Annotated in this window: 15 protein-coding genes; 12 read left to right on the top strand and 3 right to left on the bottom strand. The window is 32.7% G+C overall.

The genetic code is table 11. The annotated features are described in order from the left end of the window. Positions 1–107: 107 nt before the first annotated feature. The 3 genes from ACFSR1_RS18290 (at position 108) to ACFSR1_RS18280 (ending at position 5,007) form a co-directional block, all read left to right on the top strand. Positions 108–2,321 carry a tetratricopeptide repeat-containing sensor histidine kinase gene (locus ACFSR1_RS18290; RefSeq protein WP_378294461.1) on the top strand — a complete coding sequence of 738 codons (2,214 nt, stop codon included), beginning with the start codon at positions 108–110 and terminating at the stop codon, positions 2,319–2,321. Continuing rightward, positions 2,296–2,940: a response regulator transcription factor gene (locus ACFSR1_RS18285; RefSeq protein ID WP_378294460.1), complete on the top strand. Its 645-nt coding sequence runs from the start codon at positions 2,296–2,298 to the stop codon at positions 2,938–2,940. Before ACFSR1_RS18290 ends, ACFSR1_RS18285 begins: the two co-directional genes overlap by 26 nt. 276 nt (positions 2,941–3,216) lie before the next feature. Beyond that, the gene (locus ACFSR1_RS18280) at positions 3,217–5,007 is read left to right on the top strand and encodes a T9SS type A sorting domain-containing protein (protein WP_378294459.1); all 1,791 of its coding nucleotides are present in this window, start codon (positions 3,217–3,219) and stop codon (positions 5,005–5,007) included. A gap of 50 nt (positions 5,008–5,057) precedes the next feature. Here the strand turns inward: ACFSR1_RS18280 and ACFSR1_RS18275 are convergent, their stop codons facing one another. Next, entirely contained in the window at positions 5,058–5,537 is a 480-nt protein-coding gene (locus tag ACFSR1_RS18275) for a hypothetical protein (RefSeq protein WP_378294458.1), read from the bottom strand. A gap of 200 nt (positions 5,538–5,737) precedes the next feature. Between ACFSR1_RS18275 and ACFSR1_RS18270 the strand changes: the two genes are divergently transcribed. The 8 genes from ACFSR1_RS18270 (at position 5,738) to ACFSR1_RS18235 (ending at position 11,210) form a co-directional block, all read left to right on the top strand. Further along, positions 5,738–6,160 (top strand): hypothetical protein, encoded by a 423-nt coding sequence (locus ACFSR1_RS18270; RefSeq protein WP_378294457.1) that lies wholly within the window; start codon positions 5,738–5,740, stop codon positions 6,158–6,160. 123 nt (positions 6,161–6,283) lie between these two features. Further along, positions 6,284–6,628, top strand: coding sequence for a zinc-ribbon domain-containing protein (locus ACFSR1_RS18265; protein ID WP_378294456.1), 345 nt, complete (start codon positions 6,284–6,286; stop codon positions 6,626–6,628). A gap of 28 nt (positions 6,629–6,656) precedes the next feature. After that, on the top strand, positions 6,657–7,331 hold the full coding sequence (locus tag ACFSR1_RS18260; protein WP_378294455.1) for a LipL32 family surface lipoprotein: 675 nt from the start codon (positions 6,657–6,659) through the stop codon (positions 7,329–7,331). A 188-nt stretch (positions 7,332–7,519) separates the two neighbouring features. Beyond that, the gene (locus ACFSR1_RS18255) at positions 7,520–8,122 is read left to right on the top strand and encodes a hypothetical protein (RefSeq protein ID WP_378294454.1); all 603 of its coding nucleotides are present in this window, start codon (positions 7,520–7,522) and stop codon (positions 8,120–8,122) included. A gap of 69 nt (positions 8,123–8,191) precedes the next feature. Continuing rightward, on the top strand, positions 8,192–9,067 hold the full coding sequence (locus tag ACFSR1_RS18250; protein ID WP_378294453.1) for a hypothetical protein: 876 nt from the start codon (positions 8,192–8,194) through the stop codon (positions 9,065–9,067). A gap of 41 nt (positions 9,068–9,108) precedes the next feature. Further along, a complete protein-coding gene (locus ACFSR1_RS18245; RefSeq protein ID WP_378294452.1) occupies positions 9,109–10,047 on the top strand; it encodes a tetratricopeptide repeat protein in 939 nt (312 codons plus the stop codon). A gap of 40 nt (positions 10,048–10,087) precedes the next feature. After that, positions 10,088–10,735, top strand: a complete 648-nt coding sequence (locus tag ACFSR1_RS18240; protein WP_378294451.1) for a hypothetical protein — start codon at positions 10,088–10,090, stop codon at positions 10,733–10,735. Positions 10,736–10,826: 91 nt separating this feature from the next. Continuing rightward, positions 10,827–11,210: a hypothetical protein gene (locus tag ACFSR1_RS18235; RefSeq protein WP_378294450.1), complete on the top strand. Its 384-nt coding sequence runs from the start codon at positions 10,827–10,829 to the stop codon at positions 11,208–11,210. 23 nt (positions 11,211–11,233) lie between these two features. Here ACFSR1_RS18235 and ACFSR1_RS18230 read toward each other — a convergent pair whose 3' ends face one another. Continuing rightward, positions 11,234–11,752, bottom strand: coding sequence for a YkgJ family cysteine cluster protein (locus tag ACFSR1_RS18230; protein ID WP_378294449.1), 519 nt, complete (start codon positions 11,750–11,752; stop codon positions 11,234–11,236). Positions 11,753–11,801: 49 nt separating this feature from the next. Here ACFSR1_RS18230 and ACFSR1_RS18225 point away from each other — a divergent pair, with 49 nt between their 5' ends. Next, positions 11,802–12,527 (top strand): class I SAM-dependent methyltransferase, encoded by a 726-nt coding sequence (locus ACFSR1_RS18225; RefSeq protein ID WP_378294448.1) that lies wholly within the window; start codon positions 11,802–11,804, stop codon positions 12,525–12,527. On the opposite strand, the gene ACFSR1_RS18220 is transcribed toward ACFSR1_RS18225, so the two are convergent. Further along, on the bottom strand, positions 12,505–13,035 hold the full coding sequence (locus tag ACFSR1_RS18220) for a DUF2059 domain-containing protein (protein ID WP_378294447.1): 531 nt from the start codon (positions 13,033–13,035) through the stop codon (positions 12,505–12,507). The genes ACFSR1_RS18225 and ACFSR1_RS18220 overlap by 23 nt on opposite strands. Positions 13,036–13,043 lie beyond the last annotated feature (8 nt).

Genomic DNA, 13,043 nt, shown 5'->3' with positions numbered 1-13,043 from the left:
AAGACCCCTGTTTTCAGGGATATTGATGACTTCTAAAATTAATACCTTTGAATACGCTTAGAACTTAACCATATAAAAATGAAGGTGTTTTTAGAATAACAAAACAAATGAAATCTGTCAATTATATCACATTATCTTTTCTGAGAAAAACTATTGTATTGGTGATTCTTTTTCTTTCTGCAAGTATTCAAGGTCAAATAGATGGTAAACGAAAATTCCCTTACCCAAATAAAGGTGAAAGAGAAATTATAGACGAGCTCAAAGCTTTAGCCAATACTCCTGATAAAAGAGAAGAAAGTTATATAAGAGCACATAAACAGTTAAAGAAAAAAGCAGTTAAAAGTAACAGGTTTAGAGCTGATCTAAGTTTGATTTTAAGCTCTTATTTTAGAAGTGTCTCCCAAATTGATTCTATAAAATATTACGCAAAAAAAATACTTGAACTAAACGATTTTGGAAACGACACCCTCAAAAACAATATTCATGGTCTTGCCTGCTTCACTTTAGGTCAAGCTAATAGTTTTACAGGATTACATGAAAAATCAAAAAAATGGTATTATAAGGGAATAGAAATCTCACAGAAATATAATGACAAACGTGTTTACTATGTAAACTCTTTTGGGTTAGCTAACATCTATATAGCTACTAGCGAATATGATAGAGCATTAGATCTTTTAGAAAAATGTCAGAAGTACGAAGAAAATGAAGAAATAGTATTTGGATCTATAGTGAACATAGCAAATATATATGGTTATAAAGAAGACTTCGACAAATCGATAGCATATTTAGAAAAAGCTAGAGAAATTTGTGTAAGAGCGAATAGAATAAGTTGTATCGGAACAATTTCTGTAAACCTGGGGATTACTTACAAAAAACTTGGCGAACTGGATAAATCTCTTATTTCTTTTGATCAAGCCTTAGAAATTGCCAAGGTCAACAACTTTGAACGAATGCAAATTATTGGTAGTGTTGAAAAGGGACGTCTTTTAAATGAATTGAATAGGAATCAAGAAGCAGAAGAGATCATGCTTGATGCTTTGGGTATAGCAAAAAAAATAGGATTCTTAAATGAGCAGGAAAAAATCTATTTACGGTTAAAAGAAATCGCTATTTCACAAAATGACTACCAAAAAGCATTAAGCTACTATGAACAATATGACAACGTTAGTGACTCGACCAGAACACTTGATAAGGACAAAGAAATCAATGAGCTAGAAGTACAGTATCAAACACTTCAAAAAGAAAAAGAAATAAAATTTCTGCAAATTGAAAACACCAATAAACAGCTTGAATTAACAAATCGAGAAGAAGCCATCAGGAACTTAAAACTGAAGCAGGAGATTAAGAATAAGGAAAATGAAATTGAGAAAAAAGAGAGTGAAAATAAACTCTTAGCGTTTCAGAACACCACTGAAAAAGCACTAAATGATAATATTCTTTTAAAGAAAAATCAAGAACTGAAAGACGCACAACTCAAAATTCAACGTGATGAGACTACTCGGCAAAAAGTTTTTAAAAATATAATTCTATATTCTTTTTTAATTTTATTGATTCCGGTTATTGGTTTATTGATCACTTATTATCAAAAAATTAAAGTACAAAGTGAGCTTAATAAAAAACAAGAAGAGATAAATGAACAGAAAATCACATCTCTTTTAAAAGATCAGGAACTAAAAGTGATCAAAGCTTCGATAGAAGGGCAAGACAAAGAAAGAAAACGGATTGCACAGGAATTACATGATAGCATTGGTGGAAATCTTGCTGCTATAAAACTTCAGTTAAATAATTCTGACAACAAAAATGAGGGCGTACTTAAGATCAATGCCCAAATAGACGACACGTATGAATTAGTTCGCAGTATTTCCCATGATTTAATCCCTAAAAAATTTAGTAAAAATAATTTTTGTGATGTGCTTGAGGAATATTTTAATAATATTGGAGGTGGAAGTAAATTAAATACTGTTTTTAATGCATATCCAAGAAAAGCTATTGACTCATTAGACGAAACATTGCAAGTTGAAACCTTTAAGATCATACAAGAGTTAGTAACCAATACTATTAAACACGCAAGAGCTACTTCTATCGAACTCCAGCTCAATATAGTAGGTAATGAGTTAAACATTCTATTTGAAGATGATGGGGTAGGTTTTGACCTGGATAAAAATACAGAAGGCATTGGATTTAGAAATATAAGAAGTAGATTAAACAAGATTTCCGGAACCATAGATATCGATTCCAGAATAAAAAGAGGAACAATTATTAATATAGAAATAACCAACGTAATAACTACCAAAGATGAAGTACAACCTAATTATAGCTGATGACCACAAAATGTTTCTGGACGGATTACTGAGCATCTTGAATTCTGAAAATGATTATAATATTCTTTTAACAGCTAAAAACGGTAAACATATTGCCAAATATTTAGAGATCAACCCAGATGAAAAAATCGATCTGATTATTACTGATATTACGATGCCCGAAATGGATGGTATTGCTCTTAATAAGATCGTCAAAGAAAGAAACTCAAAAATAAAAACACTGGTAGTAAGCATGCATAACAATCCTGAAATGATTGACAATCTTATTGAGCATGATGTGGATGGTTATGTTCCTAAAAATGCTGAAAAGGAAGAACTTCTTAAAGCTATACAGACTATATTGGGTGGTGAAAAATATTTTTCGCGTGAGATAAAAGATATTTATATGGAAAATAAGTTTTCCAAAAAGAAAAATGAAGAAGTAAAACTTACTCAAAGAGAAATAGATGTGATTACTTTGATCGCACAGGAATTTACAACTCAGGAAATTGCCGATAAGCTATTCTTAAGTAAACATACCATAGAAAGTTACCGAAAGAACCTAATTGCAAAACTCAATGTAAGAAACCTTGCTGGATTGACTAAGTATGCTATCAAAATGAATTATATTGAACACTAGTTTCATTAAAATATTTGCTAAAGCATTTCTTCAAAACCTTACGCTATCAAAAATAATTGTATACCAGATTTATTGTTGGATTATACATATAAATGGACATCTGGAGAATAAGATTTTTTGGATAAACCGAGATATGTTATCCAATGTACTATTTCAGCATTAAAAACGTTTGCTATTTACACTGATTATTAGATAATTGAAAAAAGTATTACTTTTTTCTTATAAAACTTTTGTAATCAAAATAGCAAACCAAAATTCTGAAATAATAAAAAATACATGTATACATCTTCTTCAGAAAAAATTATCCTAGCTCCAAATAAGTATGTTTTGGTAGTTTTGGGAATTCTTTTATTTACAAGTACAAAGTCTTCCTCACATTCTGCAGAAATTACTTTTCACTCATCAATTATTGTTACTTCGTTAAATCGTGGTTCTACTAAAATCACAAAAGATTTCATTTACTATCAGACGAATAACCAAACGGATTACCACGTAGGTCCAGGACAAAGTCTTTCTACCATCTCTGAAGTTCCTTGGGCAACCTTACAACCGGGAGATCGTGTGTTTATTCATTGGAAGGAAACACCCTATAAAGAAAAATGGGTTATCAATAGACAAGGAACTGAAAATCAACGAATAGAAATTATTGGCGTTAACGGACCACAAGGGCAACAACCAATTATAGACGGAAATGATGCAGTGACTGTCTCTGGAGTTAACTATTGGAACGAAGAACGAGGAGTCATCAAAATAGGAGGATTTAATGTGCCAGCCGATGGTTTACCTAATTACATCACTATAGAAAATCTAGAGATTAGATCAGGAAGATCGCCCTATCAATTTACCAACGATAACGGCCAAACCAGTACCTATTCTGATAATGCTGCAAGCATTTTTGTAGAAAAAGCAGCCAATCTCATCATTAGAAACTGCACCTTAAATGATTCTGGTAATGGACTATTCGTTGCCGCTAGTAATGGAAATACTGAGAATATTTTAATTGAAAAAAACTATATCTACGACAACGGTATCGACGGAAGTATCTTTCAGCACAACACCTATACCGCAGCTATTGGAATCACATATCAATTTAATCGATTTGGCCCATTGCGTTCAGGAGCTCGAGGTAACAATCTCAAAGACCGATCAGCAGGGTTAGTGGTTCGTAATAATTGGATAGAAGGAGGCAATAGGCAATTAGACTTGGTAGATGCAGAGGATTCTCAGGTATTGGTAAATCATCCCAATTATAATACAACACATGTGTATGGCAATATATTGATAGAGCCTGATGGTGCTGGAAATTCTCAGGTGATTCATTACGGAGGCGATAGTGGCACACAATCAGATTATCGAAAAGGAACTTTATATTTTTATAACAACACAATTATTTCTACAAGGACATCCAATACTACCCTGATTTCATTATCTACAAATGACGAAACTGCCAGTGTTTTTAATAATATCGTTTATACTACTGCTACCGGAAGTTCTTTTGCGATGATTAGCAATAATGGAACATTTAATATGCATCATAATTGGTTAAAAACCGGATGGAAAGACTGCCATTGCACTCCTAATGGTGTTGTAAATGATACTGGTAATAACCTTGTAGGATCAGACCCTTTATTTGAAGATTTTGACGCTCAGAATTTCAGATTACAGGAAAATTCACCCTTAATAAATCAAGGCGATGCTATTCTGGCAGTTTTATTGCCGGATTATAACATTTCTCAAGAATATGTGAAGCATCAAAACTCAACTAGCAGAGATGTCTCAGGTAATCTCGACCTTGGTTCTTATGAATATGGATCAAGCTTATCTATCGTTGATCAAGAGTTTGATAACAATGTTTTTATTTCACCAAATCCTTCTTCAGGAAAATTTAAGATCAATCTGATAGATGGTATTGTAAAAAGTGTAATCGTCTATAATGGATTAGGTCAACAAATAAAAGCGACTATCGCTAATGAGTTTGATATATCTAATGCAACTGATGGTATTTATTTTGTAAAAATCACTTCTCGACAGGGTAAAACTGCCGTGAAAAGAATCGTAAAAAAATAGCATCGCCACTTATTAACAGTTTAACTATAAGACAATTATATTTAACAATCTTATTTAGGAGGCAATTCTACATCGCCATCTGGATGAATTCTACAAATGATTTTATTACACTGATCTATTAATTTTAAACCAAATACCACAGGGCCCTCTTTTGGTATTTTCTGAAATTCTTTACTATCAGCAACAGCTTGAAGACTACCTAAAACTGCAGAACAAGCGTTTTGAAAACACTCTTCTATATATTCTTCATCCTCACTGGCATAATAATCCCCTTCTTCATTTAATGGAAAGAACGATTCTAAACTTAATACTCCGCAATCGCTAAAGGACTCTCCTTCAGAACCTCCACCATATCCCATAAAATCCAAATCCGGAGGAGTTGTAATTTCTCCTTGTGCTGCAAAAACAATCTTAGCAACCGGTCGTAATGGATCATAACCAGTAAATTCTGTGTTTGAAAATAGATGAAAGCATTCTAAGAGTTCAGCTTTTATTTGTTCATTGATTTTATTCGTGTTTTCGCTACTCATTTTTGTACTGATTTATATACAACTGCAAAATAGTGCTTTTGAAAAAAACTTCTCTCACTGTTTTCAGGGTGCTCATTTTCACCAAAAAGGGTGTTCCTTTCAGCTTAGATATAACCCATCTTTGTACTGTAGTTTTTGATAAACATCGCATCAAAACTTATAACATTAACTAATTACTAACCCTATAAAACCATAAAGATATGATCTGGGGAATCTCATTAATTTTATTAAGCATTTTAGCAGTACCATCATTATTGCTTTCAAAAAAACCTAACGCAAAAGAACTTTTAGAAAAAATCGAACCTTATCAAGGATGGATTGGACTTGTATTCTGTTTTTGGGGAGTTTGGGGAATCATTTCCGCAATTCTAAATCTAGGATGGCTCACTACATATCCAATCTGGTGGGTGACATTATTAGCAGGTAACATTATTTCTGCGGTGTTAGGATTTATGTTAGGTTTCGGGCTTATCAATAAATTTTTCTTATCTAAAAATGAAGCAGCAAAAGAAAAGGCAAACGAACTGAGAGCCAAATTAGCTCCAAAACAAGGAAAACTTGGATTCTTTGGGCTAATCGTAGGTGGATGGATGATCGTAGCTTCATTCCTTTTCTTTACATAAAATGTTAGTTAGTTGAAGAACGGGGAGAGAAAGAAACCTTCCAATAAGATGTATTTCTCTCTCCTATTCCTAACTAAAGTAAAGTTTCCAACTAAAAGAATAGCTAACTAATACTGGTTTCTCATGATTATATTCGGAACAAGTTCTTCTACGATCCATCCGGCAAAACTTGATGGAGGTTGTTGTCCTTTTTGTAAAACCGAAAATCAGATGTGGATTCAAGGATATAGAAAATACTTTCACATATTTTGGATTCCGTTTTTTCCATTATGGAAAAAAGTGTATTCGATATGTAGTCATTGTAAAGGAGTTTTTGAAAAACAAGAATTCCAAAGCAAAGAACTTCTCAAAAGTTTCGAATACTTTGAAAACCAAAAGATTAAAATTCCGTGGTATCACTTTAGCGGTATCATTCTAGCTTTACTATTAATCACGCTTATTTCAGTACTACCACTTTTAACCAAATAAAATTTAAAACCACACAAATTATTACAATATGAAAACAAAACTCTTAATCCTAACCGTGTTTGTAGCTTTAGGAAGCACAATATCTTTGCAAGCTCAAAAATTAAAAAAATTCAAAAGTACCATCGTAAAAAAAATCGGCCCTAAAGAAATTAATGTTCCTTATCTACATATGACTTCATATCTGGAATATGTTGATGGAAATAATGAAGATGAAGTGGTAGAAGGGAATAAAAATTATTATGTATATGTTTGGATTCCTGTTGCTGCTAATGAAATTGGAGTAAGAATGAAATCGCCAGTAGGAAAAATTAAGGTGAAAAATGCAGTAGCATCTGATGATTATAATAAAAATGCTAACTCTAAAGACATCTTAGATCAATTTATCTCGCTACATCGCTCTAATATTAAAAATCCAGAAGCCATAAGTCTAAGTAATATTGAAAATGCAACTTGGACAGAAATGTATCCAAATGCTCACTTAGATGATGATGATGACACAACAGAAGAGGCTCGGTTTATTAACAAAACGAACGACCCGTTAAACATGTTAGCAAGAGGGTTATATCGCGTTAGTTTTCGTACTTATGATCACGATGGTGTAAAAGGAACGTTCCTAGGACAAATTGGATTTCCAGTGAAAATTCCAGGCATTATAATTTCTCGTGATATTGAAGACATAAAAAAGAAATTATTGTCCAAGTAAATAAAAGTATGACCCGAAAGTAATCAACAAATTCCATGACATTAGATTTAGATAATACTTGATAAAATCGGGTCATTTATTACCTTGTAAACTTACAAATGACTATAAAACCATAATACTAGCAATTAAAAATGAAATGCATTTTCCTGTTATATCTAGTACTAATACAAATGACATATTCTCAAAGTATGAAACCAAATGAAGAAGTAAAAAAGCTAATTGAATTGGGCAGAGATCATATCATTGAATTGGCTTTGGATAAACTAAATGAACAGGAAGTATCAGAAATCTTGAAAGAAGATTTTCATTTTATTACCGTAAAAGCAAGTCACAAAAGGGTGCAGGTTGATTTTGGATACAATGTAATGTACCTTCCCAAAAACGCTAGTTACTATTCAGGTATTTTGGTAGAGTTTCCATCTCTATTCGTTTCTAAAAGTAGCGTAAGTAATGATGGAGAAAATACTACTTTTTATCAACCAACATCAGAACATTTAAAAGTCATTAATTTCTTAATGAATCCTAACGGAACCCGTACTGATATTTTTAACAAAGGAAAAAGATGGTCACCAACAATCATTTACGAAAAAGAAAAACACTACTTGGTCGATTTTTCAGCAAGAGATCCCTATTTGGGTGGAGGCTTTTCTGAAGAAGAAATCGACAAAGAAACCGGAGAAGTACTCTCTACACTAAGTGGACATTATGCTAGGATGCCAGAAGATATGTTACCAACAAATTTATTGGGTGAAAAAATAGAACGAGAGGAGTTTATTGAAATAAGAAAATAAAAGTAGTCTGTTTTTGATCTTATCTGTTGTTTTTTGTATAAATCAAAACCAAAACCAATTTTATAAAAAATGAGAATAAAAAAAAGTAACCACGTAAAAAACACTTTGAGTTTTCTGTCATTATTATTAGTAGTTGGCTACTTCGGTAATAACTTGGCATTCTCCAATAACATAACACAAAAGCGTATGATCATTAATCAAGACAAAAAAGAAAAACTTTTGTATGTAGAATTATATGGTGAAAAAGGAAGTAATGTAGAAGTCCGGTTTAATGATATCCCAATTAGTAAAATTTCAATTACAGATAAAGGCTATGGAAATTCTTTTGCTGCTGCTGATCATTATGCAATTCCAGGTATCAATACGCTCTCTATATATCCATTATCAAAAAAAGGAATTACAACTATTCGTTTGGTAAAATATTCTAAAGGCGAAATCACCGGAGAAGACAGTGGAGAAACACTTTTAAAAATCATAATTGAAAATGATGACACTCCTATTCATAAACAAATAACATTATCTTCAAATAGAATCAGATGGTCATGGATGGATACTGACAACATAGATAATAAAAAAAGTAAAGAAGAGGCTATTGCTTTTTCTAAGGAATTCTACAAAATAATGCAACAGAATAATATTGAAAAAATGATAAAGACAGCAGATCCTATCATTAATTACGAATTAGTATCTAAACCAGGAACCCAAAAAGAAAAAATAGTCAAAGAATGGACAAAAGGCCTAAAAATGGCATTTACAGATCAAGACATATATGATGACATTGATTCAATCGATATTCAATTGGTTCCAATTGCAAATGGAAAACTTTTTGAAGTAAAACGAAAAGATGGAAGCTTTTTATTCCGTACATCTGTCGAAAACGAATTTCCCGTGGGGTTTAAAAGTATCATTGGTCGTAAAAATGGAATTTGGCAGTTTTATCATTAATAAAATTTCAATCTAAATCAATACAGCATAGAAGATAAAACATGAAAAAACTAAAAAAACTCTCTAAATCATTTAGAACAGATATAGGACCGCATCAGATTGAAATTGCTAAAAATGAAAACTGGCAAGGTATTTCAGGCGATCAACCCATATTCTTTTTTGATTTTTTTGCAATAGGAAAACCGCTTCGATATAACCTTACTTCGTACATTGCCGAACTATGTGAAATCAATATCTCTTCTGCAGATATAGTTTGGGTAGATGGACAAGATAAGTTTTTAAAAGATGGATTATTATCATTCTGGTTTTGGGATCAAAATGATTTAATTCCATTTGCTTTTATTGGTAAAGAAGCACACAAAGGTCCTTTTCACCCAATTGATGGTGTCTTATTTCTTAATACTAACACAGGAAAAGAGCCTGCAACAATGGAAATACTTCTTCTGAGTACAAAAAGAGAACACAAGCTAACGCGTGTAGCAAATAAACTGGATGACTTATCAATTATAAAAACGAATCCAGATCGTGGCCAATCTGAGCAAATAAAACAAGAAGGAAACGGTTTATTTGGTCAGGGAAACTTTGACGGAGCTGCAGAAAAGTTTTATGAAGCCATGCTGGTAGATCCGACAAATCCTAATCCCTACAATAATATGGGAATGATTACTCAAGTCGCTAAAATACTACCAAAACGAGGTGAATTTTTTACACAACTCTCTTATTTGGTAGATCCGGAATATACCAATGGAATGAGAGGTTATAGCGGGTATCCGGCAAGTCAGGGAAACTTCAAGAAATCTATTAAACTAATTAAAAAATGTGTTGAGATAGAACCATCAGCACAAAATTATGGTATTCTGGCCAGATTTTATTTTGACGCAGGTAAGTATAAAAAAGCACAACACGCAGGAGAAGAAGCATTACAATTGGACCCTGATCATACCGAGGCACTAGACATCATGGCAAAACTTCCTTTATAACACTTCATTTTTTAAATACTTGAATTAAAATATAACAACTATGTGGCAACATCTTATTGGCGGACAAGAAAACAAAGAGGCAATCCGTGAACATCTTGGTTTTATGGCCAAAACAGAAGAAGACCAAGGAATTCTTGATAGTATCATCACACAATTTATCAAAGCCGAAGTAAATAATGAGCAGCTGTTGCTTACCTTTCAGCATGCAGAATATGATGATGAAGAAGTAGTTTTGGAATGTAAAGCACCTTTTAAAGCAGAAAAAGGACCTGCGTCATGGGTAGATCTTGCCGCAATGCATAACGGAATTGCATGGGAATCACTTGGAGGTGGTTATCTGGGTTTTAATGGGATTCAGAAAAATGGGTTTGCCATAGATCAAAGTTGGGACTATTCATATTTAGAAGAAGCCGAAGAAGAAAATGAAGAATTTATAAATTCTCTAAAAGAAAATGGATATGGAGTAGAAGATACCGAAGAAATTATAGGTTATGGTCAAAACTGGGTGATCGCTCATCCCGGACAGATGAATCAATTAGGAGAACCTACCTTATACTTTGTATCACATGGTGATTGCGAAGCAGTCTTAATCGAAGAAGCACAAAATTTTGAAATGGGACAAGTATTACTTCGGGTAATCGCAGAATATATGTTGGACGATGATTATTTTGATGAAACTTATAATTAAAATCACCAGCAATGCTCAAAAAATGGCTTCTAATCCATATTCTACTTTTTAGTTGTTTTTTATATGGTCAAAACAAAGGAGTTATGTAAAAATGAAATACGGATCTATTATAGAAATTAATCGCGGATCAACAATAGTTTTTGAAGACGGTCTATCTATTTCTTTAGGATTTTTCTCTCATAAAAATTCGGTAGATGGAACTATAACAAAAGCATCTGTGCAGATCACTCTATCAATCCACAATGATGAAACAGAACAATTACTATCCATATATAACAATGATCATCTAAAATCAGAGGAAGAACTCAACGCATTTGAGTATACGAAGACTATTATAGGAGAAGATGGAATGGAATATACCACAATATCAACTAATTATGATAGATTCATATTGTGGAAGGCGTATAAAATCCAACTTAAAGAGTTCGAATATGATGAATTTATCAAGGTTTTAGTAACGAAAAAGTCTTCTTGAAAATTAAACAATCAGACTAATCGTTAAGCTCGTCGATTACTTTTATGTTCTAATGGCATTAATTCCTTCATCTTCTCTACTATATTATAAGCAGCTGGACAAACGGCTATATTTTTCATTGTTAAGTCAGAAATTTGATGAAACTTTTTTCGATCAGTATGAGGAAACTCTTTACAGGCCCTTGGTCGAACATCATAAATCAAACAATAATTATCCGCAGCCAAAAAAGCACAAGGTACTTCCTTCAAAACAAAATCTCCATCCTCATCCTTTTTTAGATACTGTTCTTCAAACTGGTGAGACTTCATTTTTAAATGCTTCGAAATTCGGTCCACATCAATATCCGTAAACAGTGGCCCTGTAGTTTTACAACAATTGGCACACTCCAAACAATCTGTTTTCTGAAACTCTTTGGTATGCAAATCCTGCATAAACGTATCCAAATTCTTAGGCGGCTTCTTTTTCAGCTTTGCAAAATACTTTTTATTCTCGTTCTGCTTATCTTTGGCCAGTTTCGGTAATTGATCTATGAATTCTTGCATAGCACAAAACTACGAATTATGAATTACGAATTTTCAATTAAAAACTATAATGATTGATAAAGATATTTTTGGGCATGCTATTAAAGATTTTTACAACAAAAAATATAGCGAAGATATCGTAGTACAAGCTCCGGATTTTGACGATGATATCATACCGGTCCCTTATTTGTTTAGAACGTATGCAGAAATGCCGGAAATAGAACAAAAAGCATTAGATCTCTGTTATGGAGATATTCTCGATGTGGGTTGCGGTGCCGGAAGTCATAGTTTAGTCCTTCAGGAAAATCGAAAACTCAATGTACACGCTATCGATATCTCTGCAGGAGCTATTAAAATTTGTAAAAAAAGAGGAATCACCAATGCTACCGTTCAGGATGTTTTTAATATGGAAGAAGAACAGTATGATACGCTCTTATTTCTGATGAATGGAAGCGGAATCATAGGAAAACTCACCAACATTGATCATTTTTTTTCAATGATCAAAAAGCTTCTAAAACCTAATGGTCAGATTCTGATAGATTCTTCTGACATTTCTTATTTGTTTGCAGAAGAAGATGGAAGTTTTTGGGTAGATGCTTCTGCCGGTTATTATGGTGAAATGCAATATAAACTGAAATATAAAAACAAAGAATCCGATTGGTTCGATTGGTTATATATTGATTATAACACATTACAAAATGCCGCTAATGCTCATGGGTTTCTTTGCGAATTAGTATTAGAAGGAGAAAACAACGATTATCTGGCTAAACTAACTAAGGCAGCTTATACCCTTTAGTTTTTAATTTCTGAATCGTTTCATTATATAAATCTCTGCTCCACAGTTCACTAACTTCGGATACCATTGATCTCAAAGAGTCACTTTGGTTCTGAACTTTTTGTCCTACTTCAGAATTAAAAAAATCAGATAATTTGTTTTTTTGGTTGTCACTTAGTTGTGTTCTGTCTTTTACCAGTTGTCTGCCTGTTTCGGATTCATAAAATATGATGAGCTGTTTAATATCTTCGTGAGTAAAATTACTGCGATAGACAGATACTAACAGTGATTTAATATTAGTAATTGCATCTGTCTTATTACTTTGTAATTCATCCCATACATTATCAGGAACATTCTGATTGCTATACTGTTGTTGTAACAAGCTAAACATTTGATCTATAGCCGTGTCATATTGCTGTTCGGTTCCGTTTAATTCAAAATATCGAATTGCGTCTTCGTGGTACGATCTTTGTGCAAAACATGCGGTAACTGTTAAAAATAAAGTTAAAACAAAAACTAAATATCTCATAAATTCGT

It is taken from the genome of Aquimarina rubra (genome assembly GCF_042684305.1).
In the GTDB taxonomy this organism is placed as follows: Bacteria; Bacteroidota; Bacteroidia; order Flavobacteriales; family Flavobacteriaceae; genus Aquimarina; species Aquimarina rubra.
Note: the sequence above shows the minus strand (reverse complement) of the source record. Positions and strands in the feature narration are given on the sequence as shown.

Excerpts from the sequence above, each read along its gene's own strand:
- ACFSR1_RS18290 (WP_378294461.1), top strand. The coding sequence starts at position 108 with ATGAAATCTGTCAATTATATCACATTATCTTTTCTGAGAAAAACTATT.
- ACFSR1_RS18285 (WP_378294460.1), top strand. The coding sequence starts at position 2,296 with ATGAAGTACAACCTAATTATAGCTGATGACCACAAAATGTTTCTGGAC.
- ACFSR1_RS18280 (WP_378294459.1), top strand. The coding sequence starts at position 3,217 with ATGTATACATCTTCTTCAGAAAAAATTATCCTAGCTCCAAATAAGTAT.
- ACFSR1_RS18275 (WP_378294458.1), bottom strand. The coding sequence starts at position 5,537 with ATGAGTAGCGAAAACACGAATAAAATCAATGAACAAATAAAAGCTGAA.
- ACFSR1_RS18270 (WP_378294457.1), top strand. The coding sequence starts at position 5,738 with ATGATCTGGGGAATCTCATTAATTTTATTAAGCATTTTAGCAGTACCA.
- ACFSR1_RS18265 (WP_378294456.1), top strand. The coding sequence starts at position 6,284 with ATGATTATATTCGGAACAAGTTCTTCTACGATCCATCCGGCAAAACTT.
- ACFSR1_RS18260 (WP_378294455.1), top strand. The coding sequence starts at position 6,657 with ATGAAAACAAAACTCTTAATCCTAACCGTGTTTGTAGCTTTAGGAAGC.
- ACFSR1_RS18255 (WP_378294454.1), top strand. The coding sequence starts at position 7,520 with ATGAAACCAAATGAAGAAGTAAAAAAGCTAATTGAATTGGGCAGAGAT.
- ACFSR1_RS18250 (WP_378294453.1), top strand. The coding sequence starts at position 8,192 with ATGAGAATAAAAAAAAGTAACCACGTAAAAAACACTTTGAGTTTTCTG.
- ACFSR1_RS18245 (WP_378294452.1), top strand. The coding sequence starts at position 9,109 with ATGAAAAAACTAAAAAAACTCTCTAAATCATTTAGAACAGATATAGGA.
- ACFSR1_RS18240 (WP_378294451.1), top strand. The coding sequence starts at position 10,088 with ATGTGGCAACATCTTATTGGCGGACAAGAAAACAAAGAGGCAATCCGT.
- ACFSR1_RS18235 (WP_378294450.1), top strand. The coding sequence starts at position 10,827 with ATGAAATACGGATCTATTATAGAAATTAATCGCGGATCAACAATAGTT.
- ACFSR1_RS18230 (WP_378294449.1), bottom strand. The coding sequence starts at position 11,752 with ATGCAAGAATTCATAGATCAATTACCGAAACTGGCCAAAGATAAGCAG.
- ACFSR1_RS18225 (WP_378294448.1), top strand. The coding sequence starts at position 11,802 with ATGATTGATAAAGATATTTTTGGGCATGCTATTAAAGATTTTTACAAC.
- ACFSR1_RS18220 (WP_378294447.1), bottom strand. The coding sequence starts at position 13,035 with ATGAGATATTTAGTTTTTGTTTTAACTTTATTTTTAACAGTTACCGCA.